Below are 26,595 nucleotides of genomic sequence, written 5' to 3'. Positions count from 1 at the left end.
TGACCACGCCTATCTCTTTTCTCAATCAACTACTTAAGTGCGTGTTACCCCATGCAGCCACAGACCCGCGCCTTGCCGGTCTGCTTTTGGTCGCCAAAGGGCAGCAGCGAGCGGCACAAGCCTTGTTGTGCCACCCCACACTGCGGCTGCAACGCTACGATCTCGCGCAATACCGGGTTGGTCAGGAAAAACTGGCTGATATGGACCTGATCAAAAGCGGTCGATTGGAAATTGGCAATTCCAGTCAGGGTGAAATTCCAAAAGTCAAAGTGGGTGAGCAATACAAATTTGAAAACACCTTGTCTGTTCAAGAGCGGATTGAGGCGCTTTCAGCTCCACAAACCCTACCCAATGCGCCTAAAGAGGGTCCACAAGCGCTACCGGTCAGTGCAGCAGAGCGGTGCGTGCTTCGGGACTACATTGCAACAGACGGATATTCACAAGTCATGAACGAATTTTTGCGTGGGGAGTTCAAGGGCGAGCCACAGCAGCACTCGGACATGCGAGAAAGAAGCTTGATACTGGTCAGCCTTTTGAATGCCTTGCCGGTTCAGTCCGCCCAGGCCCAACACAATCTGAACCCGAAATCACCCATGTTTCAGACCTTGGTGGACGCCGAAAAAACCGGAAAGCCATTTGTGCCCGACTACTTTTTAAGCATGAGCAAGCGCGAGGATGCGTCGACTCCACTGATTCCAAGTGTATTTGGTGCTGTCAGCTGCATAATTGAATCCGAGCTGGCCAAAGACATTTCCGTGTCAAATGCCTTGCGGCCCAATGAACGGGAGTTGATCGCCGCCCCTATTTCAAGCTACAAAGTCAGCAAAGGAAGTGGATTCGGCGATGAAAGTTCTACAAAACCGTGGTTTGTTCTGACCGAGCATACGAAGCCTGCTGAATAAGCAATCGACATGGCGAGTCTAGACGAAATCCCATAGAATCACGGCTTGTTGATCTTTGTTCGAGCGCTTCATGACCGCCTTGGCCCAACCCCAGCACACGCCACAGTATTCCGGCAGCCTGTTTATCGTCAGTGCACCTTCTGGCGCGGGCAAGTCGTCTCTGGTGAAAGCACTTCTGGCTGAAGTTCAGGGCATTGGGCTGTCCATTTCAAACACCACCCGCAATGCCCGCCCCGGCGAGGTAGACGGCAAGGACTATCATTTCATCTCCCAACCCGAGTTCGAAGCCATTCGCGATCAGGACGGCTTCCTTGAATGGGCCCATGTACACGGCAATTACTACGGCACATCCCGCGCCTGGGTTGAAGGGCAAATGGCCATTGACCGCGATGTACTTCTGGAAATCGACTGGCAAGGTGCCGAGCAAGTGGTGCGCAAGGTGGACAACGTGGTGTCTATCTTTATTCTTCCACCCAGCATGGAAGAACTCGAAAAAAGGCTGCGTGGGCGTGGCACAGACAGCGAAGACGTCATTTTGAAGCGAATGGGTGCCGCACAACTCGAGATCGAGCAAGCGAGACGCTTTGATTATGTTATCCTTAACGATGATTTCACACAGGCTCTTTTGGAGCTGAAATCAATCGTCTTCGCATCCCGTTGCCGTTTCAATCAGCAAATGGCGCGCCACGGGGCGCAACTCAAAAGTATTGGACTGTAAGGACACCAGATGGCCCGCATCACCGTTGAAGATTGCTTGAAAAAGATCCCTAACCGTTTCGACATGGCCCTGTGCGCCACTTACCGCGCCCGCATGCTGGCCCAAGGCCATACACCCAAAGTCAAATCTGACAAAGACAAGCCCACCGTGACCGCGCTGCGTGAAATAGCAGCTGGGGAAATTGGTATTGAAATGCTGAAACGCGTGCCCATCTAATACCGGGCAATTGCGCATCTCAAAAAGCCCGAGACCGGCACACGGCTCGGGCTTTGTTCGTAAAATTGACTGAAAACTCAGCTGGCTGAAAACTCAGAATTCCCGGACCTCGATTACCTTGAACAAACCTTCCTCAGCATTGCTGGACATCAAATTTGCCAAAATCAAGGCAGTGACATTCGCTTTGCGCCCCGCTCCGCTGCAAGAAAGTATTGAGGCATTGAAGAAGCGCTTGGGCCCAACGCCCGGTGTGTATTCCGCCGAGCCTGCGGTGCTCGACTTTTCTGGCTGGAACGATACCGAACTGGCCGAGCATGGCATCGAATTGAAAACCTACGCAGAAATGCTGAGGGCTGCTGGCGTGCTGTTGGCTGAGGTGCGTGGCCAAAGCGAAGCCCTTGAAGCGCAGGCAGAAGAGCTGGGCATTCGTTTCGAAACGGGCCAGACAGAGCAGCTTGAACCTGAGCCACAGCCGCAACCAGAAAAAACTGAACAAGCCGCCCAGGCCGTACAAGCTGAATTGCTCGAAACCGATTCCGAGCAGGCCAGTCACCCCGCTGTACCCAATTTCGACAACGCCCGCCGAACCATGGTGATTGATCAATCAGTTCGCAGTGGACAGAAAATTTATGCCCAAGGGGCTGACTTGATCGTGATGGGTCAGGTGTCAGCCGGCGCCGAAGTCATCGCCGATGGCAATGTGCACGTTTACGGAGTGTTGCGTGGTCGCGCCTTGGCGGGCGCCGCAGGCGATACCCAAGCCAGAATCATCTCCACTTGTTTCGAAGCGGAACTGGTGGCCGTTGCTGGTTACTACTTAACTTTCGAAGGCGGCTTTCCCGAAGAGAACCGTTCCAAACCTACATTAATTCATCTTGACCATGGCACTGAGCCGGCAGTATTGCGACTCAAGGCCATCAACATCCGCTAGGAGACCATTTGTGAGTCGAGTCATTGTTGTTACATCCGGTAAGGGTGGCGTTGGTAAAACTACCACCAGCGCAAGTTTTTCCGCAGGCCTGGCCTTGCGTGGTTTTAAAACAGTGGTGATCGACTTTGACGTGGGTTTGCGAAACCTGGACCTGATCATGGGTTGCGAGCGCCGGGTGGTTTATGACCTGGTCAACGTGATCAATGGCGAAGCCAGCCTGCAACAAACTTTGATCAAAGACAAACACTGCCCCATGCTGTCCATCCTTCCCGCCTCGCAAACACGCGACAAAGACGCCTTGACAGAAGAAGGCGTGGAGAAAGTGATCAAGGACCTGATCGAAATGGGTTTTGAATACATTGTGTGCGACAGCCCGGCTGGCATTGAACGTGGCGCGGTAATGGCTTTGACCTTTGCCGATGAAGCCATTGTGGTGACCAACCCGGAAGTGTCCTCGGTTCGCGATTCCGACCGGATCATTGGCATTTTGCAAGCCAAGAGCAAACGCGCCAAGGAAGGCGGTGAGCCGGTAAAAGAACACCTGCTGATTACGCGTTACTCGGCCAAGCGCGCCGCTGACGGCGAAATGTTGAGCTACACCGATGTAGCCGACCTGCTTCGCGTGCCTTTGCTGGGCGTAATTCCTGAAAGTGAAACTGTATTGCAGGCCTCAAACCAGGGCATGCCAGTGATTCACGCAGAGGAAAATGACGCTGCACTGGCCTACCAAGACTGCATTTCACGCTTTTTGGGTGAAACCAAACCCTTGCGATTCGTAGACTATGAAAAGCCAAGCCTGCTGAAGCGCTTGTTTGGAGGTTAAGGCCATGTCACTACTGAGCATGCTGTTTGGCGAAAAGAAAAAATCGGCCAATGTTGCAAAAGAACGACTGTCTTTGATCATTGCGCGCGAGCGTGTTGACCAGGACGGTCCCGACTTTTTGCCCCAAATGCGGGACGAATTGATGCAAGTCATTGCCAAATACGTCAAGATTGATCAACAAGACGTGAAGTTTAACCTTCAAAAACAAGGCAATATGGAGATGTTGGAAGTCAATATCGTCTTGCCGGACCAGAAGTAAGACTGCACAATAGAAGATCGTAGTTTTAGTTGTAACAGTGGTACAAAATGCGGGGGGCAATGCAAGCCAGAGAACTTCAACCTGAGCCAAACCGACCCGATGTGGTCTCTATCGCACAGCTTATCGGACTAGCCTCGACTTATCTGCCCGAGGCTGAGATTCGGCGCGTTCGCGAGGCTTACAAGTTTTCTGACGTTGCGCACCTGGGGCAGTTTCGCGCCACGGGTGAACCCTATGTAACTCACCCCATCGCGGTGGCTGAACTCTGCGCCAGCTGGCGCCTGGACAGCCAGGCCATTCAAGCCGCCCTGCTTCACGATGTGATGGAGGACTCGGGCACCACCAAAGAAGACCTGATTGAGCGCTTTGGTGGCTCGGTGGCCGATTTGGTCGACGGGCTTTCGAAGCTCGACAAAATGGAGTTTTCTTCCCGGGAAGAAGCCCAGGCTGAAAATTTCCGAAAAATGCTGCTGGCCATGGCCCGAGACCTGCGGGTTATTTTGGTGAAATTGGCTGACCGTTTGCACAATATGCGAACGCTCGACATTATGAGCCCCGCCAAAAAACGCCGCATTGCACTTGAAACCCTCGAAATTTACGCCCCCATTGCCCACCGACTGGGCTTGAATGAAATTTTCCGCGAACTACAAGAACTGAGCTTTCAGCATGCTTACCCCATGCGTTATGAAGTGCTGAAAAAAGCGGTGTTGGCAGCACGAGGCAACCGCCGTGAAGTGGTGGGCAAAATTCTGGAAGCTGTTGAAAAGTGCCTGAGCGACGCGAACATTGAATGCCAGGTGTATGGCCGGGAAAAGGCCTTGTACGGCATTTACCGCAAAATGATTGAAAAGCGCCTGAGCTTTTCTCAGGTGCTGGATGTGTATGGTTTCCGCGTGGTGGTGAAAGACATGCCTGGTTGTTACATGGCCATGGGTATGCTGCACCAGTTGTTCAAACCAGTTCCAGGCAAGTTCAAAGACTACATCGCCATTCCAAAACTGAACGGTTACCAAAGTCTGCACACCACCTTGCTGGGTCCGTACGGCACGCCAGTCGAGTTTCAAATTCGTACCGAAGAAATGCACCAGGTGGCCGAAAAAGGTGTGGCATCGCATTGGCTGTACAAAGGCGAAGGCGAAGCGCTGAACACCATTCAAACGCAAACCCACCGCCTGCTGCAAAGCCTGCTTGACATTCAAAACCAAACCGGCGACTCGGCCGAGTTTCTGGAACACATCAAGGTGGACCTGTTCCCGGATGCCGTGTACGTGTTCACCCCGAACGGCAAGATCATGAGCCTGCCCCGTGGCGCAACCGTAGTCGACTTTGCTTATGCAGTGCACACCGATGTGGGCAATCACTGTGTGGCTGCACGTGTGAATCAGGTGATTGAACCCCTGCGCACCATTTTGAAAAGTGGCGATGTGGTTGAAATTATTACTGCACCCCACAGCCGCCCCAATCCGGTTTGGCTTGGTTTTGTGCGCTCAGGAAAGGCACGCTCCGAGATTCGGCACTATTTGAAGTCCATGAATCTTGAGGAAACCGTGCGCTTGGGCAGCAGATTGCTGGAACAGGCGCTTGAAGCCGACCAGATCAAGCTTGAGCACCTCACCAACGAGGTGTGGGACCGTTTACAAAAAGACTCGCAAGTGAGCACCCGAGACGAATTGCTGGCCGACATTGGCGCAGGCCGCCGTGTGGCGCCAGTTGTGGCGCGCCGTGTACTGATCGCCATGGGCCGTGCTGATGCGAGGGTGGATGCACCTTCAGGCAACGTGGGTGAAGCCCGTGCGCCTATCATGATTCACGGTGGTGAAGGCATGTCGGTTCAACGCGCGCCCTGCTGCTTGCCAATTCCTGGCGACAATATTATTGGCTACGTGCGCAAGGGCTCAGGCTTGATCATTCACACCGACGAATGCGAAACAGCCCGCAAGCAGATTCGCAAGGAACCTGAGCGCTGGACCGATGTTCAGTGGTCGCCTGAAATTACCCGCCCCTTCGATGTGAATGTAGATTTGCAGGCGGTGAACGAGAAAGGCGCACTGGCCACGATTGCGGCCACTTTGTCAGATGCCGGAGCCAACATTACCAACCTGACGATGAGTGATGAAACGGCTTACCGCAAACTGTTGCATTTCACAATTCAGGTCACTGACCGAGTGCACTTGGCGCGCATTTTGATGGCGCTGCGCAGGCTTGAATACGTGGAGCGTGTAACCCGTGTGAAGGGCCGGGCTTTTGCGAAAGTGCGTTTGCCCGTGGCAGACACGGCGACACACTAATCGGCTTGGGTTCCGATCTCTCGCCGCTTTCTTGGTAGCCCACTCGGCTTGGATTTCGCTCTCTCGCCAGAAAACCTGTTTCTCCCTTGCTGAGCCTTGCGATGCCTGAGAACGGCCCTCCAAAAAGGCGGGTCGGGTCCGTTCTCTGTTGCCCATGCTGGGCAACACCGGCCCTGCTCGGCACGCAAGGGCAGGTTTTCTTGAAGGCGAGGCGATCGAAACACCGCCGCCGATTGGGCACCAAACACAGCTGCGAGTTGCGTGGTGATGGCGAAGCGCTGCACGGGAGTGCGGAGAGCTGAACTTGCAATGGGTCGCACGATGACCAGTCAGAAAACTTGCCGGCTTGGCGCGCCGAGACTAACGATCGCGCCCTGGCGCGAAAGCCAAGACCCGACCGTTACTTTTGGAGGGCTTGGCTTAGTGCAGGCTCAAGACGACAAGCCGAAGTGCCAAGTTTTCGGGCAGCGGTGACCCTTCAAGTTCAGATCAGAAATCACCCACGCCGAGTTGGCCGCAAACCGCGACGCCGACTATTCAAGTTCGGCTCTCAGTCACCCAGTCAATCAATCACATACCGCACTTCGACAATCTCTAGCTCATCGCGCCCTGCCGGTGTCATCAATTGCACAACATCGCCCTCCTTTGCTTTCAACAAAGCACGGGCCACCGGAGAAATCCAGCTGATGTGCCCTTTGGCGGTATCCACTTCGTCAACCCCCACTATTTTCACGGTCAGTTCCTCACCTTTTGAATTGATATAGGTGACTGTAGCGCCGAAGAAAATGCTTTCAAGCTCTTGCTGCGTGGCGGGATCTACCACCTCGGCAATTTCAGTGCGCTTGGTGAGAAAACGAATGCGCCGATCAATTTCACGCAGGCGTTTTTTGCCGTACAGGTAATCTCCATTTTCAGAGCGATCCCCATTGGACGCTGCCCAAGACACCACAGACACCACCTCGGGCCTCTCGGTTTTCACAAGGTGGGTGAGTTCGTCGCGCAAGCGGCGGTAGCCTTTGGGTGTGATGTAATTTTTCAAGCCTTGAGGTAAGGCTGGGGCCGCGTCGGGGCCATCGTCCTCGAATTCTGAATCGTTTTCTTTCGTGAAAGCCTTGCTCATGTCTTTTCTCGTGAATTGCCCGACTAGACAGCCTCTGCAGAAGTGTGCAGGATACAGGAAAGCGGTCGTTTCTTTGCCAATAACACCATCATAAAACCTTCAATGACGATAGAACAGGAAGCGCCCAGAATCATTGTTGTCGACGACAGCGACGACGATTTTCTATTGATCAAGCGGCAGCTGACCAAAACCTGGCACACAGCAATTGTCCGGCACGCCCACAGCGAGGAAACGCTCCGAACAACGCTGGACGACATCGAACCTGATTTGGTGATTTGCGACTATTCCATGCCGCAACTGACGCACGAGAGGGCCATTGAAATGGTTCAGACCCTGCGACCTGAAACACCCATGATTCTGCTCTCAGGACTGGCCAACGACGCTTTGGGCGTGCAGGCCATGCACGAAGGTGTGCGCGATTATGTGGAGAAGTCCAAACCCGAGCGCCTGATTCCTGCGGTACGCCGGGAAATACACACACACCGGCTTCGCCGTGAGAAACTGCTGCTTGAGCAAGCCCACAGGCGGGCGGTGTATTTTGATTCAGCCACCGGTTTTTTAAACCGCCAGGGTTTGGTGAAAACCTTGTCGGGCCTGAGCACAAATTCTGGCGAGGACAACGACCTGTGCCTGCTCAGCGTGAACGTGTCGAGGAACCAGGCACGCCGCCCGGAAGTGGACCCGCGCATTCGGCGCAACATGCTGGAAAAAATTGTGGAGCGAATTCGGGACACATTCAAACAGGACATTATTTGTCGCTGGTCTGACAATGTGCTGGTGGTGCTGACCAACAAGCTGGACTGGAGTGCAGACCAAACCTTGATTGCTGACACTCTGTGCGAGTTTGAAGCCAACCTGAACCGTGTATTCACAGTGGACAACATTGCGGTACGCCCCAATATGCGCCTGGGGTTGGCGCGCCCAGGTGTGCATGGCCAACATGCAGCAGAGTTGGTCACGCATGCACAGTCAGTGGCGCATGTGATCGAGTCGCGCGGCTTGGAATTGTTGAATGTTCTGGATGCGGAAATTCATGATCTCGCCAAACGCCGAAAAACCATTGAACTGGGCTTGGCCAAAGGCATTGAAAGCAACGAGCTGGTGCTTGACTTTCAGCCCATTGAAGACCTTAAAACGGGCCGCATTTGCGGTCTTGAGGCCCTGGTAAGGTGGACCCACCCCGAATTGGGCCGGATCATGCCCAGCGAGTTTATTGGCGTTGCCGAAGATTCGGGCTTGATTGATGCACTGGGTGACTGGGTGATTGAATCGAGCAGCAAAAAAGTGCTGGAGCTGCACCAGCAAGAGCACATGCTGTGGTGCGCGGTCAATTGCTCGGCTGGTCAGTTGTTGAATCCGGAGTTTCCGGCCAAGGCCCAGCAAACCATTCGAAATGCGGGGCTTGACCCGAAATGGATTGAGTTTGAAGTCACTGAATCTGCAGCGATTGATGACATGGCCCGCACGGTGGACGCACTGAACAAACTGAAAGCACAAGGCTCGCAAATTGCGATGGATGATTTTGGTACTGGCTATGCCTCGCTGAACTACCTGCGCCAACTACCCGTGGATGTATTGAAAATCGACAAAAGCTTCGTGATGGATTTGCTGGAGGACAAAAACAGTCACATGATTGTGAAAGCTGTAATTGACCTTGCACATGCATTGGGCCTGATTGTGCATGCCGAAGGCATTGAGACCGCAGCGCAGCGAGAAAGCTTGATCCAGATGGGATGCGACAGGCTGCAAGGCTATTGGTTTTCCCGCCCCATGGATATGGACAGCCTGAAAAACTGGCTGAATAAAACCACGCTTGACTAAGTTAAATTCGAACGGCTGAGCGCCCGCCAATTTTTGAGAGGTAATCGAGCAAACGCTTGGCAATCAGGTTCAGCGGCACCACTTCATCGGCAGCGCCCAGGGCGATTGCTTCGCGCGGCATGCCGAACACCACCGAGCTGGCCTCGTCCTGGCAAATATTGTAGGAACCCGCTTTTTTCATGTCAGCCATGGCTTGTGCACCGTCTTTGCCCATCCCGGTAAGCATGATGCCCACGATATTGCGCGGCGAGACTTCCTGGCCCGACTTGAACAACACTTCCACCGACGGACGGTGACGGTTGACTGGCTCAGAATCAGAGAGCTGGCAAATGTAGTTGGCACCACTGCGCCCCAACAACAGGTGTTTGTCACCGGGCGCAATGTAGGCATGGCCTGGCAATACGCGCTCACCGTGCACAGCTTCTTTCACGGTGATATTGCACACCTGGTTTAAGCGGTCTGCAAAGCTTTTGGTAAAACCAGCAGGCATGTGTTGAGTAATCAGAATTGCGGGGCTGTCTTTGGGCAGCTGCTCCAGAATGACTCGAATCGCTTCGGTACCACCTGTAGATGAGCCAATCAACACAAGCTTCTCGGTGGCTGCAAAGCGATTGCCCAGTGCATTGTTGGTGGGCGCGGGCTTGGCCACTTCTGCCGGTACCACCATGCCGGTGACCGGGTCAGTTTGCGCTGCGGGCGCTTGCGCAGCAGGTTTCGGTGGCAGCCGGTTTAGACGAAAACGGGCGGCGTAGGCAGCACGAATTTTGTCGGTAATTTCGTTGGCATAGTCGATCATGCCTTGGCTGATGTCCAGTTTCGGTTTGGTCACGAAATCAACTGCTCCAAGTTCAAGGGCGCGAAAGGTTACGTCGGTTCCACGTTCAGTCAATGTAGACACCATCAACACCGGCGTGGGCCGCAAACGCATGATTTTTTCCAGAAACTCAATGCCATCCATTTTGGGCATTTCTATATCCAGTGTAATCACATCGGGATTGAATTTCTTGATTTGATCTCTGGCAATGAATGGATCGGGTGCCGTGGCCACAGTTTCCATGTCGCGCTGCGAATTGATGATCTTGCTCATCAAGTTTCGGATCAAGGCCGAATCGTCTACCACCAACACTTTGATTTTGTTCATCTCATGGGCCCTTAGAAAAACACAATGTCGCCATTGACGGGGTCTTTGTTGATCTTTTCGCTGTAGCGTTTTTCCTGTTGCAAGGCGGCTGAATTGGCACTGGCCACTCGCTCAACACGCACGGCACTGGTTTGGGTATTGAAACGAATGCGACGGCTGTGTGGCCCACCCAAATCGGATGCCACTACTTTGATTTTGTCTTTCTGTAGAAAGTCGATCACAAATTCTGCATTTCTGCGACCCACGTGCTGGGTATTCAAGGCACCAGTAATATTGGCACCGCCAAATACTTTGGCGCTGAGGTGTTCTCGCTTCGCGCCCATGGTCAACAAGTCGTTGACCAGGCATTCCATGGCGTACAAGCCGTAGCGCAAAGACTTGGTTTTGTCGCCAAGGCTGCGGGCCTCAGAGGGCGAATCGGGCAACATGAAGTGATTCAGCCCCCCAATTTTTCGATGGCTGTCCCACACACATGCGGACACACACGAGCCAAGCAGGGTGGAAATTTCAGCAGGTGCCCACGATACAAAATAATCGCCGGGCATGATGATTTTCTTCACCGGCAACGTTGCGCAGTGCGCAGCAGCAGGAGAGGTGAGAAGCCCTGTGCTCATGCAGTAACCTGACGCGCCTGACCTTCACCACCAGTGCCGGTTTTCGCGGCCTTGTCGGTGTTGACGGTATACACGGTTTTACCACGCAAGGTGAAATAGTCTCGCGCCATGGCGAAATTCTCGGAATGGCCTGCGTACAACAAACCATTTGGATTCATCAGGGGGGCAAACCGCTTGAGAATTTGCAGCTGCACATCTTTCTCGAAATAGATCATCACGTTCCGACAGAAAATGGCATCAAAGCCGGGGCGCAGGGACCACACATTCTCCATCAGGTTCAGCTTTCGGAATGTCAACAATGCTTGCACCTCGGGGCGTACGCGGATCAAGCCTTCGCTTTCGCCTTTTCCCTTCAAAAAATACTTGCGCAGTATTTCATCGGGAATTTTGTCGACCTGGTCCATGCGGTACACCCCTTTTTTGGCATGGTCCAACACCTTGGTGTCAATGTCGGTGGCCAGAATGCGCACGGGCGGATTCATGCTGTTGAAGGCCTCCATGGCGGTAATGGCCATGGTGTACGGCTCTTCGCCGGTGGAAGCTGCACTGCACCACATCTCGATTCGTGCGTTGCGCGAAAGTGATTGCAACTGCTTTTTCAGAATATCGAAATGATGTGCCTCACGGTAAAAAGAAGTGAGGTTGGTGGTCAGCGAATTGGTGAAGTGCTCCCATTCCGGGTTGCTTGAGTTGGACTCCAGCGCATCCAGATAGGTAGAAAAGCGGCTGTGGTTGCATGCGCGCAAGCGGCGGGCCAATCGGCTGTACACCATGCTTTGCTTGCTGGGTGCCAGTGAAATACCTGCAATTTTAAGGATGAGCGCGCGTACACGGGCAAAGTCCTTGTCATTGAATTCAAACTCCCGGTCTGCATTGTCATCGCTTAACAAACTGCGATTGACCGCTGCGGCAGCCTGTTTGGCACCGGCTACGGCATCATTGGCATATTGTGCTTTGGAGAATTCAAATTTCACGGGGGGTCGGTTCATCAGGGCCTTTGTCGCGGGGTTAACACAATTTGGGAGGTGCCCCGACGCGAATGAGTTCTATACCCTGATATGTTCCGATAAGATGCATAAAATAATGCAAGGATTAAAACCTTGAAAGGGCGTTATCTCTCGCTTTGATCCTGCACACAACAATAAAAACCAACAACAAGCGAACAGACAATGAGTGAATCCAAAGGACTACCCCCGTCATTGCTGGACATCAGTAACTTTTCAGATGGTGGATTGAAAGTTCTGGTGGTGGAAGACAATGATTCGGACTTCGAGCTAATGTGTTACCGCTTGAAACAAGGCGGTTTGAAGTACATGGCAACGCGGGTAGACCGCATCGAAGACCTGCGAAAACGTCTGGAACACGAAGAATGGCAAGTGGTGATTTCTGACCACAATTTGCCTGGTTTTGGTTCAGAGGAAGCCCTGCGCGTGGTGCGCGACTCCGGGCTGGATATCCCTTTCATTATCGTGTCGGGCAGCATTGGTGAACATGTGGCTGTAGAGGCCATGCGTGCCGGTGCCGACGATTATTTGATGAAAGACAAAATGGCACGTTTGGTGCCTGCGATTGAGCGCTCACTGCGCGCCGCAAATGAACGGCGCAGCCTGGCTGCTGCCGAGCTTGCGCAGCGGGAGTCCGAGCGGCGATTTGCCGCCATCGCCGAAAATATTCCTGGCATTATTTTTCAGATGCAATCAGGCCCCTCGATACAGCGGCCTACTGTGCCGTTCGTCAGCGAGGGCGTGGTACGTCTGTTTGGCGTGCCACCCAGGCTGTTTCTTGAGAATCCGCATTATTTCTTTGAGCAGTTTGAACCCGACGATGCTGCGACCCTTTTTGAGCTACTGATGGACCCACCCAAACCAGGTGTGCCTGTGAGCTGGGAGGGTCGAATCAAAAATTACGGCAAACGCGAATCGCGTTGGGTTTACATGAATGCAGTGGCCAAACCACGTGGAAACATGTTTGTTTGGGACGGCGTGTTACTCGATATTTCTGATCGCAAACAGGCCGAAGAACGCTTGCTGAATGCACAAACCGAGTTGCGCCTGGTGACCACCGAGTTTGAGAAACGGCGTGAACAGGAACGCGGGGCAATAGCCCGTGAAATTCACGATGACATGGGTGGATCGCTGACCAAGCTGAAAGCGGATGTGGCCTGGCTGAACAAAAACATGCCCGCTGATTCTGCGGTGCAGGAAAAGCTGGATGACATGCTGGAATTGATTGAACATTTGCTGGCCAGCAGCCAGCGGATTGCCAAGGATTTGCGCCCCGGCATTCTGGACTATGGCTTGATTCCTGCCCTGGAGTGGCAGATGAACGACTTTCAGAAACGCACCCAGATTGAGGGCGTTTTCCAGTGCAATGTCGATGAACTGGATCTCGATGGCGAACAAAGCACGGCCTTGTTCAGGATTTTGCAGGAAGCACTGACAAACATCGTGAAACACGCGCAAGCCACACGGGTAGACGTCGAACTGTTTGTAACAGAAAGTGAATTAACACTGGAGATTCGTGACAATGGTCGCGGAATCGAGAATACTGATAAATTAAAAGAAACATCGTTCGGCCTTCGTGGCATGCAAGAACGGGTTGCAGCCTTCGAGGGTTGGGTCGATGTCAGCGGATCCTTGGGATCCGGGACAACGGTCATGGTGTCCATACCAAGAAGCATTCAGACAGGTGAGGCGGGAAATGATTAAGGTGCTGCTGGCAGATGACCATGCATTGCTTCGGGGAAGCCTGAAGCAGTTACTGGATGACACGGGATTTGTGCAGGTGGTGGCCCAGGCGGGCGAATATTCGGAAATCATGAAAGCCATGACATGCCACACGATTGACCTGGCGATTCTGGATATTTCAATGCCCGGCAAAAACGGGGTGGACATTGTCAAAATTCTGAAAGACAAATACCCTGCCCTGAAAATCCTGATGTTGTCGATGCACCCGGAAGACCAGTATGCGGTGCGTTGTTTGAAGGCTGGCGCCTCGGGTTATCTGACAAAAAATACGGCGCCTGAAAAACTGGTAGATGCGATTCAGGTGATTGCAGCGGGTCGCAAATACATTACGCCTGAGCTGGCAGAATCGCTGGCCAGCCACCTGACCGAAGACTCGGAGAAACCGCTGCACGCGACGCTGAGTGACCGTGAATTTCAAACCATTCGCATGATTGCTGCAGGAAAGAAACTGAGCGAAATTGCGGATGAACTGTCGCTGAGCCCGAAGACTGTGAGCGTTTACCGGGCACGGATTCTTGAAAAAATGCGCATGAAAACCAATGGTGAACTGACGCGCTATGCGTTGGAGAACGGGCTGATCTAAGCTTGCTCGGCTGTTCGTTAACTGCCCGATCATCGGCTTGGGTTCAACTCTCTCGCAGCTTTCTTAATCGCCCAATTGGCTTGGGTTCCGATCTCTCGGAGCTCATTAGTCGCCCACTCGGCTTGGGTTCCGATCTCTCGCCAGAAAACCTGTTTCTCCCTTGCTGAGCCTCGCGATGCCTGAGAACGACCCTCCTAAACTGCGGGTCGGGTTCGTTCACTGTCGCCCATTCTGGGCGACACCGGCCCTGCTCGGCACACAAGGGCAGGTTTTCTTGAAGGCGAGGCGATCGAAACACCGCCGCCGATTGGGCGATGAAACCAGCCGTGAGTTGCGTGGTGGTGAAAGCGCGTTGGTCGGGAGATTCGGGAGCTGAGCTTGCAGGTGGGCGCACTCTGCGGGTTTGAGCCAACTCGGCAGTGGGATTGCTTGGGGCGCACTTCAAGAAAACCGCCCCGTTTGAGTGGATCCGTAGCGGTCGGCCTCATGCCGACACCGAGACTCGGCCCGCCCTTTTGCCGAGCGAGGTGAGCAAGAATCCATTCAACAAGGGATCAAGCGGTTTTCTGTGCGGAACAAGTAACGCATGCCGAGTGGGCAACAAACAGCAACGGCGCCCCTTCAAGTTCAACCAATAAAGTTGAACAAGGTCAACTGCGAGGTACTCGCAAAGCTCTGTTGCGCAGCCTGAAGCTGCAATTGGCCCTGTGACAGCTCGCTGATGGCCTTGGCATAATCCAGCCCCACCGCCTCGCCAGCAACGCGCTCAAGCTCTAATTGAGCCGATTGGTTGATTTGCTGCAGGGTTTCCACTTCACGCAAACGAACGCCTACCTTGGTGCGGGAAATTTGAACCTGGTCAAAAATCTCATCCAGTTGTGCACCCTTGTCATTGAATGCTCTCAGGTAAGTGTCTTGCGGTGTGGCGCCCTCTTGCCCATTTGGGTAGGCAGGATTACGCAGCAAGGCCACTGCATCACGAAGGATGGCAAAAGCATCTTCGTTGGTATTCGGGTCAACAAATGCATCTTGACCGGTAATGCTCAGGTTGACAAAGCGGCCGCTGGCCACTTGAATTTCACGGCCAATCACAGCCTCACCGGCTGCCGCAGTGGTGGTTTCAAGGAAAGTACCGGTGACTGCGCCGCCAGGCGTCTGAAATGGCTCCTGATCCTGGAAAGTGCCGGAGAACATGTAGTAACCATTGGCGTCGGTGCGGTTGGCGATGCCACGCAACTCTTCCATGCGTCCTTCAATGTCTTGCGCAATAATTTCACGGTCGGCTGGGCTAAGCGCGGCGTTACCCGCCTGCAGAAATGCTTCCTTGATGGACACCATGATGTCGGAAGCGGACTGCAAGGCCACATCCATCTGACCCAGCTGGTTGTTCACGTAAGTGATGTTGCTTTGGTAGCTGTCGATGGTTTTAACACCCGCCTTCGCACCCAAGGCCACCGACATGGCCAAAGGGTCATCCGATGGTTTCAACACGCGCTGCCCGGTTGCCAACTGCCCCTGTATTTTTACCAGTTCAGACTGCTGCTTGCTCATGCGATCTGTGCTGAGCTTGAAGTACTGGTTGGTGCTGATTCTGCCGATTGCCATAATTTTTCCTTGAAACCCGATCAGAACATGCTGAGGATTTGATCAAACAATTCTTTGGACAATGAAATCACCCGGCCCGAGGCTTGGTAGGCCTGCTGAAACTTGATCAGGTTGGCGGCCTCTTCGTCCATGTTCACGCCCTGCAAGGCATCGCGTGAATCGGCCACCTGGTTCAACACGGTTTCGCGCGATTCCGCGGCCAAATTAAATTCACGTGTTTTGTTGCCTACACGGCTGACCAGTTGGTTAAAGCCATCCGAAATGGAAACACCTGCCGAGTTGTTAGACTGAAACAAGGTGCGTGAATTTTGTAATGCGGCCACCGCCAGAATGTTCTCGTTGTTACCGATACTGGGATTCACGGCCGACGAGGCTGCAACTTCCGATGGACGGTCAAGTGCTGTGCGCATATTCAATGCGGCTTCGCGCACCGGCATCAACACGAAACGATCACCTTCCTGAGGTGTGGCATTGTTCAACTGAAAGCTGAGCAAGGGTGCTCCGGCAGGATCGCGAATTTCATAGTAGTCACCACCGGGATCGGTCACCAGGTTGGCGGGAACAAACGGGCCATCCGAGCCCACTTCGCGATAGCGTGGTTGGCTACCCACAATTTGAACTTCGTACTCAGCGGGACCCAGCTTGGACAAATCAAGACCACGCAAGGTAACCTGCGTGGGGTTCACCGTGCTGTTGTTCACATTGGGAACAACGCGGGAAATATCGTCCACAAAACTGCCGCTGCTGCCGAAGCTGAACAGTGCACTGGCCGGATTGTTGTCCAGGTCGACACCCGCTGTTTGAATGTCGTTGACGGTTTGGCCAATTCGCGCAGCCAACAAGCCAATGGTGTTTTGGTATTCGGTCAGCTCATCTTCCCGGAAACTGAGAAAACCGGCCAAGGCACCATTGCCCAAACTACTTGAATCGAATGCCAACAGGCGATCTTGGCCATTCACATTGGTGGTCATTCCCACCAGCAGGTTTTGTGGGTCTTGAGGATCCACCTGAGTTTGTACTTTGAACTGGGTAGTACCAATAACCAACGACTGGCCATTCGCCAGAAACAGGTTGGTCGAACCATCCGCCATGTCCACGCGGGTAGTTTGCACCTGCTCGGACAATTCAAGAATCAATTTGTCCCGGCGGTCCATCAAATCATTGGGAGGCCCGCCGTTGGATGTTTGGTTCTGGGCAGTCACAATCTGGTTGTTCAAAGCAGCAATCTGCGATGTGGCGTTGTTCAGTTGCTCAACCGTGTCGCGCACCTTCAAGTTGGTGGCACTGCGCAGTTCGTCCATCACCGTGTTCAAACCGTTGAAGCGTGAACTCAGGGTTTCCGCAGACGACAAATAGTTTTGGCGGGCAGCCAGATCGGCCGGGTTGGTCGACAGCGTTTGTGCCGCACCAAAGAAAATACTCAAAGCGCTTGATAAGCCCGAGGCATCATCCGCGATCATCGCATCTACACGCGCAATTTGCTGCGCCTTGGCGTTGTAAAAAGCAGCGTCGGACGTGGCTTTCTGTTCCTGCGAATTGATGAAATCGGAATACACCCGCTGTACCGAGGCAATATCGACACCTTGCCCAATGAAGCCAATGTCGCTGCCTGTGGACGGGCGCGACTGCTGGATCACCTGCTGGCGATTAAAACCAACGGTGTTGCTGTTCGCAATGTTGTGCGAGGTGGTGGATAGCCCTGCCCGGGCCGCATTCAGGCCGCTGAGCGCAATTCCGTAGACCGAGTTCGACATAATTCAGGATCCTTTGGTGTCTTGAACGACTTAACGGTCGGTTTTCGGGAAAGTTGAGGGGAAGTCTTTTTTAACTTGTCCCGGCGGGAAAATGGTTTGCTCACCACCCACGCCAGCACCGGCTTTCAACTGCCTGGCAATCTCACTGGCCAGCCCCAAACCCTTGCCCGACAATTTTTGCACCAGTTCCTGGTCGTACATGCCTTGGTAAGTTTTGGTGCTGGAGTCGGTGAACAAGCCACCTTCCGGGGTGGCATCCCGCATGCTCTTCAAAGCCATTTGTAAAAAAATAGACTCGAACTGAACAGCCACTTTGTCGATCGCCGCATTGAATTCCTCGCTGCCACGCTCTGCGCGCGCGCCACGCTTCAAACCCTCCAGGCTGCGGGAATCCATCGACAGCATTTGTTGGGTATCCACCGGATTGTTCGACAATGGCGTCATTTAGATCACCTCGAGTTCGGCTTTCAGGCTGCCAGCAGTTTGCATGGCCTGCAAAATGGAAATCAGATCGCTTGGGGTTGCGCCCAAAGCGTTCAGTGCTTTGACCACATCAGACAACTGCGCAGCGCCCTTGATTTCGATCAACTCGCCACCGGCTTCGGAAATTTGAATATCGGCCACTTCAGTGACCACAGTTTCACCCTGACCAAACGGTGCAGGCTGGGAAATGACTGGGGTAGAAGTTATTTTCACGGTGAGGTTGCCGTGCGCCACAGCACAGCTTTCAAGCATCACGGCCTGGTTCATGACCACAGACCCCGTGCGTGCATTCACAATCACCTTGGCGCTTCCCATGGCTTTGTTGATACTCAATTCTTGAACACGCGACAAAAATGCCACGCGGTCGTTGGGGTTGGAAGGTGCACGAACCTTGATGGTGCGGCCATCCAGCGCTTGAGCCACATTCGGGCCCATGTTGTTGTTGATCGCCTCGGCCACGCGAATGGCGTTGGAGAAATCGGTGCTGGTCAACTCAAGCTGCAAGGTTTCACCAAGCAGGAAAGGCGAGGCCACCTCACGTTCAACCAAGGCACCCGCTGGAATGCGACCTGCCGACAAATGGTTGATCACGGTTTTGGAGCCCCCCGCAGAGGCACCTGCACCACCCACAATCAGTTGGCCTTGGGCCAAGGCGTACACCTGGCCATCAGCACCTTTCAAGGGGGTCATGAGCAACATGCCACCACGCAGGCTTTTTGCATTGCCGATTGACGAGACAGTTACATCGATCGCTTGGCCGGGCTGAGCAAAGGCTGGCAAATTGGCAGTGACCATGACTGAGGCCACATTTTTCAGCTGCAAATTGGCGCCTGGGGGCAAGGTAATGCCAGATTGCTGCAGCATGGACACAATGCTTTGACTGGTAAACGGCGTTTGCGTGGTTTGATCGCCAGTGCCATCCAGACCAATCACAATACCGTAGCCATACACCGGGTTGGCGCGCACGCCAGAAACAGTGACCAAGTCACGAATTCGGGTTTGTGCGTCTGCCTGCGTACCAAATGCCATCACCGCAGCGGCGGTCAGTGCCAACACGGCGGCTTTGATGATTCGGTCTTTCAGTTCCGGGAAGGAAATGCGTTTCATGGTGTGGTCCAGTTCAGAAAGGCAATACGGTCAGGAAAAAGCGGCTTAGCCAGCCCATGGCTGTGGCAGAGTCCAAAGCTCCTTTTCCGCGGTATTCAATGCGGGCATCGGCCACCTTGGTGCTGGGCACCACATTGCCGGGCAAAATGGTGATGGGGTTTACCACACCACTGAATTTCAAATACTCCACTTCGCGGTTGGTACCAATCTGTTTTTCGCCCACCACCTGTAAATTTCCATTGGGCAACACGCTTGCAACCGATACTGTGATGGAACCGGTCAGGGTATTTGCGGCGCGGCTGGAGCCTTCGCCAGAAAAGTCTTTGTCGCTACTGGCACTGCCATTGATGGCGCGCAAATCTCGACTGCCAAAGAAACCCTGAATGAGTGGTACATCAATGCTGGCAGAATCGCTGCGGGAGGCACTCATGGAGTTGGTTTGTGCGGCATTGATTTGTTCGATGATTTGAATGGTCAGCGTGTCACCCAAAAAGCGGGCGCGCTGGTCTTCAAACAAGGGGCGATAAGTGGCCGGGCTGTACAAGCTGCCTGTGGGTGCAGCCATGGCCACCTGGGCTGGCTGCTGAACCGGCTGCGGCACGGTGGTTTGAGCAGGCATGTCTACTTTCGGTGCGAAAGTTGAACAAGCCCCTAAAGTTATCGAGAACGCTGCCGTTAAACCGATTAGTATCAATCTTTTCATGCCATACACTCCATCAGAACACATTCAGTGTGCCCAATGTTTCAAGAATCAAAGCTGAGATAAGCGCTGTAACATCTGGTCTGATGTCGAGATTGCCTTGGAATTGATTTCGTAAGCACGCTGGGCCTGGATCAAACCCACCAGCTCTTCCACCACGTTCACGTTGGATGTTTCCACGAAACCTTGGGACACAAAACCCACACCGTTGGTGCCCGCCACCGCCTGGGTGGGTGCGCCAGAGGCTGCTGTTTCGGAGTACAGGTTTTGGCCCATGCTGAACAAGCCCGCCGGGTTTACAAAACTGGCCAATTGGATTTGACCCAATTCCTGGGGTTGAACCTGACCCTGCACCACCGCGGAAACAACACCGTCTTGAGAAATCGAGATTTCCTGAACGCCTTGCGGAATGGTGACCGGGCCAAGAATTGGGTATCCGTTGGAAGTGACCAGTGTGCCGTTGGCATCAATCTGAATGCTGCCATCGCGGGTGTAGCTGGTGGTGCCATCGGGCATTTGAACCTGGAAAAAGCCCTGACCGTTAATCGCCACATCAAGTGTGTTGCCGGTTTGCTGCAGGTTGCCCTGCGCAAAATTTCGCACGGTAGAAACAGGCTTTACGCCGGTACCAATCTGCAAGCCGGATGGCACCTGAGTTTGCTCGGTGGTTTGTGCACCGGGCTGTCGAAGTGTTTGATACAGCAAATCTTCGAACACGGCACGCGAGCGTTTAAAGCCGTTGGTGGCTGTGTTGGCCAGGTTGTTTGAAATGACATCCAGCTGGGTTTGCTGGGCATCCAGGCCTGTTTTTGCAATCCACAAAGAACGCATCATGATGGTTTTCTCCTTAATTCATGCCAAACAGGCTGTTGGCGGCCTGGCCGTTTTCTTTGGCCGTGCTGATCATTTTCATTTGGGTTTCATACTGGCGGGCAGCGGTGATCATTTGCACCATCATGTCCACTGCATTCACATTGCTCGATTCAATAAAGCCACCAGCCACACGCACATTCAAATCGGCTTCAGCAGGATCGCCGTTGGCGGCGCGGAACAAGCCATCGTCGCCGCGATTGATTTCACCTTCGGGAATGTTGACCAGCTTCAATCGACCCAGTTGAACTACATTGGTGTCGCCACTGATGGGAATTGCAGAAACGGATCCATCGCCTTCAAATGACAAGCGATGGTCGGGCGGCACGTTGATGGGGCCGTTGCTGCCGATGACTGAATAACCTTCCTGGGTCACCAGATTGCCCTGCCCATCCAGCTGAAAGGAGCCATTGCGAGTGTAGGCTTCATTGCCTTTCGCGTCGTTGACTGCAAACCAGCCCTCGCCTTGAATGGCCACGTCCATTTCCCGCCCCGTGGACTGAATTTGTCCTGGCGTGGTGTCAAAGCCAATGCTGGTTTCCACCGCAAAGCTTCTGGAACCACTGCCCTCGCCTGTCACAGGCGCGCTTTGAAACGCCATGAGTTGTTGCCTAAACCCGGGCGTGTTCACGTTGGCCAGGTTGTTGGCAATGTTCTCTTGGCGAGACATTGTGCCTTTGGCGGCTTGGGCGGCCAGGAAAATCAGTTTGTCCATTCTTGCGATCCCGCTTCAGTTCACATTAACGAAGGTTGGTGATGGTCTGGAAAATTGAATCTTGCGTTTTAATGGTCTGTGAGTTGGCCTGATACACGCGCTGTGCGGAAATCATGGCCACCAGTTCAGCCGTCAAATCAATGTTCGATTCTTCCAAAGCACCCGACTGGATAATGCCGAATGCGGTGTCTTCGCTCAGCGAAACCAATTCAGGTCCCGAGGAGTTGGTGGCCAACCAGCCATTCGACCCAACTGGCTGCAAGCCTTCCGGATTCGGAAAACGATACAAACCGATTTGTGCGTGGTTCACCAACTGGCCGTTGGCGTAGCTGATGGTCAACATGCCGTCAGCACCCACATCAAAACCTGCAAAAGGTGAGGACTCATAACCATCCTGCCCCAGGTTTTGAACCACAAACGAGCTTCCATACTGGGTGGTGTTGCTCATGTCGAACGTGTATTGGTTTGGGGCTGTGCCAGTCGAAGAGAAAGGCACACCACTTGCGGTCACGAAACGTGACATGTCAACTGTCAGATTTCCGCTGTTGGGGGTAGTCAACAGACCGTCAACGCCATATTGCAAGCTGGCCGCTGTGGATTGCGCGGGTGCTGTGGTTACAGCCACGGGCGCGGTGCCAACGTCGACCTGAGTACCGTCGACCGTTGCAAACACCGACCAGTCATTCGAGGCTTCTTTGCGCATGTAAATGGCCATGATGTGTGCACCACCCAATTCGTCATACACCGTCATCGACGTTGAATTGTTGAAGGTGTTCAAATTTGCCGGATCGAAAGCCAATGCAGGATCAATTGCCGTGGCACGTGCATCCAGGTTCAGGTCAAGGTTGGCGGAACGGGTGGCAGCAGGCGGAATGCTGCCGCGTGGCACCAGAATATCCTGGGCAACATCGGAGGGGCGGCCAGTGGCTGCATCCACGGGGAAGCCTTGCAGTTTGTCGCCACGGGAGTTCACGATGACGCCTTCATTGTTCAAAGTGAATTGACCGTTGCGGGTGTAAATATTGTCACCATTGCCAGCCTGCACCTTGAAGAAACCGGTGCCACTGATGGCCAGGTCCAAAGGGTTACCGGTCACATTGATATTGCCCTGCTTGAAGTTTTGCGTAACCGCTGCAAGGCTGGTACCCAAGCCGATGCCGTTGGTGGAACGTGCGCCATTGAACGCGCGGGCGAACACATCTGAGAACTCTGCCTCCGATCCTTTAAAGCCGACCACACTGGCGTTGGACACGTTGTTTGCAATGACTTCCAAACCGCGCTGCGCTGCGTTCAGACCACTCAAACCCTGCTGGAAACTACCACCTGCTGAAAAAGCCATGCTTGACTCCTTGGAAAAATCTTTAAATTAGAAAACCTGCTTGATGTCGGCGAATGTAATTTCGCTGCCATTGCTGGTTAAAAGTTTGGTACCTTCCGCGCCTGCGTTGCGCACGCCCTGAACCACGGACAGGGTCAGTGGTGTGACGCTGGCGTCCTTGCCTGCTGCTTTTGCTTCAATCTCAAATTTGTAGTTGCCCGCGGGCAGGGTGCTGCCGTCGTTGCTTTTGCCGTCCCACTCAAACTCGTGCGTGCCTTTGGATTGCGGACCCAGTTCGATGGTGCGCACTACATTCGCACCTGCGTCCAGTACATTCACGCGCAAAATGTCGGCGCTCTGGTTCAATTCCATGGATCCCACGGCCTTGCCATCCACCAGTTTCAGGTCGTTGCCTTCAGTCAGCACCGCGCGGCCCAGCATGCTGGTGGCTTGCACGGTTTGGTTGGCGTTGATCGAAGCCGCCACACCTTCCATGGTGGCGTTCAGTGTGTTGATGCCGGTGACAGTATTCAATTGCGCCATTTGGCTGGTCACCTGAGCGTTGTCCATGGGGGCCAGTGGATCCTGGTTTTTCAATTGGGCCACCAGCAAAGACATGAACCGCTCCTGAATCGCCTCAGGGCTGTTTTCATCGGCTTTCTTTTTTGCTGCTGTGGTGCCGCTGTTGTTGCCCAGTGCGGAAGTTACGTCAATCGTCATTTTTCATTGCTCCTTACTGGTTGCCCATGTTCAAGGTTTTCAACATCAACTGTTTGGCTGTATTCATTACTTCTGCGTTGGTTTGGTAGCTGCGCGAGGCGGCCAGCATGTCGACCATTTCTTCCACGGCATTCACGTTGGGCATGTACACATACCCGTCTTCGTCGGCCATGGGGTGCTTGGGGTCGAACATTTTTTTGGCCTCAGACTGGTCTTCCACAATGTCTTTCACCTGCACGTTCTCAGCCAGCGAGGCCTTGCCAGGCGCTGCTTTTTGAAGCACGGCTTCGAACACCACCTTGCGGGCCTGGTAAACAGAATTGGGATCGCCGGCTGCCGTGTCGACGTTGGCGAGGTTGCTCGCCACTGTGTTCAGGCGTGTGGTTTGCGCTTGCATCGCGCCACCGGCCAGTTTGAAAGAATTGAATAGCGACATATTGTTCCCCTAAGCCTTATTGGTTACCCGAGCCCATGGCCTGCTTCAAGGAAGAAATTCTTCCGTTGATGGCACGCAAGGCGGCTTCGTATTTCACTGTGTTTTCTGCAAAGGCGGCGCGCTCGCGGTCAATGTCAACCGAGTTGCCATCAATGGCGGCGTTGTTGCCACGACGAAATTGCAACATCTCGGCCGTGCTCATGCCCGCATTCCCTTTGCCGGTGATGTGGCCCTGTTGGGTGACTGCCAAAGCGCCGGCACCATTGCCCAGGCCCGGATTGACCGGAGCGGTCATGGATCCTTTCTCGCCCGTGGCTGCTTTCAGTGCGCTTTGAAAATCGAAATCGACTGCTTTGTAATTGGGGGTGTCTACGTTGGAAATGTTGGAGGTCAATACCTCTTGCCGACGTGCTCTGAGTTTCAGGGCCTCGGCAGAAAACTGCATTGCATCAGTGAGTTTGTCCAACATCTTTTAATCCTTCATACACGGACGGATGAATGGATTATTGAATTGATGCTGTCAAATCAAAGTGGAGAGAAAGGGGGGAAAGGGCGCTCTTTTTCTGCTTAGGGTGCAGCAGACTCCCGCCTAGGATGTTGTCATCGAGGCAGTAATTGTTTCTTACAGTGACATTTACGGCGGCAACGCCCAAAACTTGAATGAAATTTCACACTTTTTTTAACATCGCATTTCAAGTGCTTTTTGGCTTGGGGCTTACTCAGGCCACCGCAGCACAGGCCGACAGTTCTCGCTGGGTGACTGAAGCCCAGCTAAGTGAACTGGTGGACCCCGCCCTGCTGCCACCTGGCGCAAGCGTGGATGTGAAGTTTGTAAAAGCCGATGAACGCATCGGTAGCCTGCAATGCCCCGCTGCACTGTTTGCCAATTCGGCAGGCAACAAAATGTGGGGGCGTACTTATGTGCGCGTGCAATGTGTGGGCTCAGACACAGCTCCCTTTTTTGTGGGCGTAGACGTGAAAGTGTGGGCGCCAGTGCTGGTGGTGAAAGGCACTGTTCAATCGGGCCAAACGCTGGGTCTGAATGATGTTGAATTTCGAACCATGGATTTAAGCCAGCTGAGCCATGGCTGGGTCAGCGAGCTTGCACATTTAAACAACAAAACAGCAGCCCGCCAATTGTGGCCAGGTACCCTGTTGAAACATGACCATTTGCGCGGTCAGGCCTTGGTGAAAAACGGCGACACAGTGAAAGTGATGATGAAAGGCCCTGGCTTTGCAATTGGTGGCACTGCGGTGGCCATGGGTGAAGCCGAGCTGGGCGAGGTGGTAAAAATCAAAACCTCGCAGGGCAAGATACTTCACGGTGTGGCGCGAGATGCACTACTGGTTGAGGTTAGTTTGTAGGGGGGATCCTCAAAAAGTAGGAATTCTTTCGAGAATTCGTTAAAGTTAGGTGGAATCGAGCCGTTAAGAAAACATACGAAACCCACTTAGGCTCTGCCCAACGCGGAGGACATCATGAGTATTAACAGAATAAACCCGGGAAGCAACCCGATTGACAAACTGACCAAGCCACAAGGTGGCAGCAAGTCAGCATCGGTTGGTTCCACAGAGAAAACCAGTTCGGAAGGTGCGGTAGCCAAGCTTTCCGGACAATCCAGTGAGCTGAGCGCTGCAGGTGCTCCGTTCAATGCCGAGAAAGTGGCCGAGATCAAAGAGGCCATTAGCAAAGGCGAGTTCAAGGTCAATGCCGAAGCGGTTGCAGCCAAGGTGATTGAAAGTGCTCGCGAGTTGCTTGGTCAAAAGTAACCGAGGATTGAAGATTATGTCGCACGCTGACGCAGCAAAAAATTTATACCGCAACCTGGCTTATGAATGTGACATGGCCATGGCGCTGGTTGATATCTTGCTTGAAGAACAGGCGTGCCTTGTAAAACTGCAAACCACTGAACTGAACAGCCTGGCCCTTCGCAAGGAAGCCATGATGCTGGAGCTTGAAAAGCGTTACCTGAACAACGTTCAATTGGCCAAGGCCGAGGGCTTTCAGCCCAATATGGACGGTATCGCGCTCTGGGTCGATGTGCTTGCTGCACACGAACCCCGCCTGTTGGGCACTTACTCCACACTGCGCACCACCCTGGCCCACGCACAGCGTTTGAACAAAACAAACGGGGAGCTGGTGACTGAGCAACTGGCTGGGCTACAGGAAAGAATTTCGATTTTGACTGCGGCTGCGGTGGCTGAACAAAAGCCAACCGCCAGCGACACCTACGGCCCCAAAGGCGGCATGAGCCAGTCAGCCCTGACCGGTGGCGCTATGCCCCGCGCGGTAATTCGTTGATCGTTAACCAATACGACACCAGTGCAGAAATTCGGGTCAGGTACTGATCGAATTGCACTGGTTTGACCGCAAAGCTGTTCACTCCCAATTCATATGAACGTTTCACATCGCTGATTTCGCGCGATGAAGAAAGCACCACGATGGGCATGGTTTTAAACACATCGTGTGAACGCAGAAACTTCAACACTTCAAGGCCATCCAGCTTGGGCAGTTTCAGATCGAGCAGCACCAACTTGGGCAAATTCAGGGCCGCACTGTCTTTGGGGTGATCTTCCATTAGCTGTTTGAAATACTCGATGGCCCGTTCGCCGTCCTCCAGCAACACTGTGGTGGAGCTTGAGGATGTTTTGCGAACCACGCGCAAGGCGAGATCTGCATCATTGGAATTGTCATCAACCAGTACTACGTCAGCCATGGCAAAT

The 26,595-nt window shown here is 53.5% G+C and carries 29 protein-coding genes; 13 read left to right on the top strand and 16 right to left on the bottom strand.

Annotated elements, in window-relative coordinates; genetic code table 11:
* Positions 1-41 precede the first annotated feature (41 nt).
* From HKT17_RS05040 to HKT17_RS05010, 7 genes are all read left to right on the top strand, one after another.
* Complete coding sequence (locus HKT17_RS05040; RefSeq protein WP_205882505.1) at positions 42-902, top strand: hypothetical protein; 861 nt, start codon at positions 42-44, stop codon at positions 900-902.
* A gap of 70 nt (positions 903-972) precedes the next feature.
* Complete coding sequence (gene gmk, locus HKT17_RS05035; protein WP_171098305.1) at positions 973-1,620, top strand: guanylate kinase; 648 nt, start codon at positions 973-975, stop codon at positions 1,618-1,620.
* A gap of 9 nt (positions 1,621-1,629) precedes the next feature.
* A complete protein-coding gene (rpoZ, locus tag HKT17_RS05030; protein WP_008251793.1) occupies positions 1,630-1,836 on the top strand; it encodes a DNA-directed RNA polymerase subunit omega in 207 nt (68 codons plus the stop codon).
* 118 nt (positions 1,837-1,954) lie between these two features.
* Positions 1,955-2,767: a septum site-determining protein MinC gene (gene minC / locus HKT17_RS05025; RefSeq protein ID WP_171098303.1), complete on the top strand. Its 813-nt coding sequence runs from the start codon at positions 1,955-1,957 to the stop codon at positions 2,765-2,767.
* A 10-nt stretch (positions 2,768-2,777) separates the two neighbouring features.
* On the top strand, positions 2,778-3,590 hold the full coding sequence (gene minD / locus HKT17_RS05020) for a septum site-determining protein MinD (RefSeq protein WP_008251789.1): 813 nt from the start codon (positions 2,778-2,780) through the stop codon (positions 3,588-3,590).
* Between the two features lie 4 nt (positions 3,591-3,594).
* On the top strand, positions 3,595-3,849 hold the full coding sequence (gene minE, locus HKT17_RS05015) for a cell division topological specificity factor MinE (protein WP_105028628.1): 255 nt from the start codon (positions 3,595-3,597) through the stop codon (positions 3,847-3,849).
* 59 nt (positions 3,850-3,908) lie between these two features.
* Entirely contained in the window at positions 3,909-6,137 is a 2,229-nt protein-coding gene (locus tag HKT17_RS05010) for a RelA/SpoT family protein (protein ID WP_171098301.1), read from the top strand.
* Positions 6,138-6,699: 562 nt separating this feature from the next.
* On the opposite strand, the gene greB is transcribed toward HKT17_RS05010, so the two are convergent.
* A complete protein-coding gene (gene greB, locus HKT17_RS05005) occupies positions 6,700-7,257 on the bottom strand; it encodes a transcription elongation factor GreB (RefSeq protein ID WP_105028627.1) in 558 nt (185 codons plus the stop codon).
* A 102-nt stretch (positions 7,258-7,359) separates the two neighbouring features.
* Here greB and HKT17_RS05000 point away from each other — a divergent pair, with 102 nt between their 5' ends.
* Positions 7,360-9,078 (top strand): putative bifunctional diguanylate cyclase/phosphodiesterase, encoded by a 1,719-nt coding sequence (locus HKT17_RS05000; RefSeq protein ID WP_171098298.1) that lies wholly within the window; start codon positions 7,360-7,362, stop codon positions 9,076-9,078.
* 1 nt (position 9,079) lies between these two features.
* Here the strand turns inward: HKT17_RS05000 and HKT17_RS04995 are convergent, their stop codons facing one another.
* Genes HKT17_RS04995 through HKT17_RS04985 form a run of 3 tightly spaced genes read right to left on the bottom strand, consistent with a single transcriptional unit; the run spans position 9,080 to position 11,822 of the window.
* A complete protein-coding gene (locus HKT17_RS04995) occupies positions 9,080-10,219 on the bottom strand; it encodes a protein-glutamate methylesterase/protein-glutamine glutaminase (protein WP_171098296.1) in 1,140 nt (379 codons plus the stop codon).
* Between the two features lie 11 nt (positions 10,220-10,230).
* Positions 10,231-10,833, bottom strand: a complete 603-nt coding sequence (locus tag HKT17_RS04990; protein ID WP_171098294.1) for a chemoreceptor glutamine deamidase CheD — start codon at positions 10,831-10,833, stop codon at positions 10,231-10,233.
* Positions 10,830-11,822 (bottom strand): CheR family methyltransferase, encoded by a 993-nt coding sequence (locus HKT17_RS04985; protein ID WP_240965905.1) that lies wholly within the window; start codon positions 11,820-11,822, stop codon positions 10,830-10,832. The genes HKT17_RS04990 and HKT17_RS04985 overlap by 4 nt, the downstream gene beginning before the upstream one ends.
* Positions 11,823-12,002: 180 nt before the next feature.
* Here HKT17_RS04985 and HKT17_RS04980 point away from each other — a divergent pair, with 180 nt between their 5' ends.
* Together HKT17_RS04980 and HKT17_RS04975 are read left to right on the top strand one after the other, a co-directional pair.
* Positions 12,003-13,541 carry a hybrid sensor histidine kinase/response regulator gene (locus tag HKT17_RS04980; protein WP_171098292.1) on the top strand — a complete coding sequence of 513 codons (1,539 nt, stop codon included), beginning with the start codon at positions 12,003-12,005 and terminating at the stop codon, positions 13,539-13,541.
* The gene (locus tag HKT17_RS04975) at positions 13,534-14,163 is read left to right on the top strand and encodes a response regulator (protein ID WP_171098290.1); all 630 of its coding nucleotides are present in this window, start codon (positions 13,534-13,536) and stop codon (positions 14,161-14,163) included. The genes HKT17_RS04980 and HKT17_RS04975 overlap by 8 nt, the downstream gene beginning before the upstream one ends.
* Positions 14,164-14,790: 627 nt before the next feature.
* On the opposite strand, the gene flgL is transcribed toward HKT17_RS04975, so the two are convergent.
* Genes flgL through flgB form a run of 11 tightly spaced genes read right to left on the bottom strand, consistent with a single transcriptional unit; the run spans position 14,791 to position 24,340 of the window.
* Positions 14,791-15,768 carry a flagellar hook-associated protein FlgL gene (gene flgL, locus HKT17_RS04970; protein WP_171098288.1) on the bottom strand — a complete coding sequence of 326 codons (978 nt, stop codon included), beginning with the start codon at positions 15,766-15,768 and terminating at the stop codon, positions 14,791-14,793.
* A 20-nt stretch (positions 15,769-15,788) separates the two neighbouring features.
* Complete coding sequence (gene flgK / locus HKT17_RS04965) at positions 15,789-17,522, bottom strand: flagellar hook-associated protein FlgK (RefSeq protein WP_171098286.1); 1,734 nt, start codon at positions 17,520-17,522, stop codon at positions 15,789-15,791.
* Positions 17,523-17,552: 30 nt separating this feature from the next.
* Positions 17,553-17,966: a rod-binding protein gene (locus HKT17_RS04960; RefSeq protein ID WP_171098284.1), complete on the bottom strand. Its 414-nt coding sequence runs from the start codon at positions 17,964-17,966 to the stop codon at positions 17,553-17,555.
* Positions 17,967-19,112, bottom strand: coding sequence for a flagellar basal body P-ring protein FlgI (locus tag HKT17_RS04955; RefSeq protein ID WP_171098282.1), 1,146 nt, complete (start codon positions 19,110-19,112; stop codon positions 17,967-17,969).
* Positions 19,113-19,125: 13 nt separating this feature from the next.
* Positions 19,126-19,815 carry a flagellar basal body L-ring protein FlgH gene (locus HKT17_RS04950; protein WP_240965904.1) on the bottom strand — a complete coding sequence of 230 codons (690 nt, stop codon included), beginning with the start codon at positions 19,813-19,815 and terminating at the stop codon, positions 19,126-19,128.
* A 48-nt stretch (positions 19,816-19,863) separates the two neighbouring features.
* Positions 19,864-20,646, bottom strand: a complete 783-nt coding sequence (gene flgG / locus HKT17_RS04945) for a flagellar basal-body rod protein FlgG (protein ID WP_171098280.1) — start codon at positions 20,644-20,646, stop codon at positions 19,864-19,866.
* A 13-nt stretch (positions 20,647-20,659) separates the two neighbouring features.
* The gene (flgF, locus tag HKT17_RS04940) at positions 20,660-21,397 is read right to left on the bottom strand and encodes a flagellar basal-body rod protein FlgF (RefSeq protein ID WP_171098277.1); all 738 of its coding nucleotides are present in this window, start codon (positions 21,395-21,397) and stop codon (positions 20,660-20,662) included.
* A gap of 25 nt (positions 21,398-21,422) precedes the next feature.
* Entirely contained in the window at positions 21,423-22,736 is a 1,314-nt protein-coding gene (gene flgE / locus HKT17_RS04935; protein ID WP_171098274.1) for a flagellar hook protein FlgE, read from the bottom strand.
* A gap of 27 nt (positions 22,737-22,763) precedes the next feature.
* Entirely contained in the window at positions 22,764-23,435 is a 672-nt protein-coding gene (locus tag HKT17_RS04930) for a flagellar hook assembly protein FlgD (protein WP_105028613.1), read from the bottom strand.
* A gap of 13 nt (positions 23,436-23,448) precedes the next feature.
* Complete coding sequence (flgC, locus tag HKT17_RS04925) at positions 23,449-23,871, bottom strand: flagellar basal body rod protein FlgC (RefSeq protein WP_105028612.1); 423 nt, start codon at positions 23,869-23,871, stop codon at positions 23,449-23,451.
* 16 nt (positions 23,872-23,887) lie between these two features.
* On the bottom strand, positions 23,888-24,340 hold the full coding sequence (gene flgB, locus HKT17_RS04920) for a flagellar basal body rod protein FlgB (protein ID WP_171098272.1): 453 nt from the start codon (positions 24,338-24,340) through the stop codon (positions 23,888-23,890).
* A gap of 191 nt (positions 24,341-24,531) precedes the next feature.
* On the opposite strand from flgB, the gene flgA reads away from it, so the two are divergent.
* From flgA to flgN, 3 genes are all read left to right on the top strand, one after another.
* Positions 24,532-25,236, top strand: coding sequence for a flagellar basal body P-ring formation chaperone FlgA (flgA, locus tag HKT17_RS04915; RefSeq protein ID WP_105028610.1), 705 nt, complete (start codon positions 24,532-24,534; stop codon positions 25,234-25,236).
* 114 nt (positions 25,237-25,350) lie between these two features.
* Positions 25,351-25,641, top strand: a complete 291-nt coding sequence (flgM, locus tag HKT17_RS04910; protein WP_105028609.1) for a flagellar biosynthesis anti-sigma factor FlgM — start codon at positions 25,351-25,353, stop codon at positions 25,639-25,641.
* Between the two features lie 16 nt (positions 25,642-25,657).
* On the top strand, positions 25,658-26,173 hold the full coding sequence (flgN, locus tag HKT17_RS04905) for a flagellar protein FlgN (RefSeq protein ID WP_105028608.1): 516 nt from the start codon (positions 25,658-25,660) through the stop codon (positions 26,171-26,173).
* On the opposite strand, the gene HKT17_RS04900 is transcribed toward flgN, so the two are convergent.
* Complete coding sequence (locus tag HKT17_RS04900) at positions 26,148-26,588, bottom strand: response regulator (RefSeq protein WP_008251752.1); 441 nt, start codon at positions 26,586-26,588, stop codon at positions 26,148-26,150. The two genes, flgN and HKT17_RS04900, sit on opposite strands and share 26 nt — an antisense overlap.
* Positions 26,589-26,595: the final 7 nt, after the last annotated feature.

It is taken from the genome of Limnobacter sp. SAORIC-580, assembly GCF_013004065.1.
In the GTDB taxonomy this organism is placed as follows: Bacteria; Pseudomonadota; Gammaproteobacteria; order Burkholderiales; family Burkholderiaceae_B; genus Limnobacter; species Limnobacter profundi.
The sequence above is the reverse complement of the archived record's forward strand: the minus strand, read 5'-3'. Positions and strand labels throughout refer to the sequence as shown.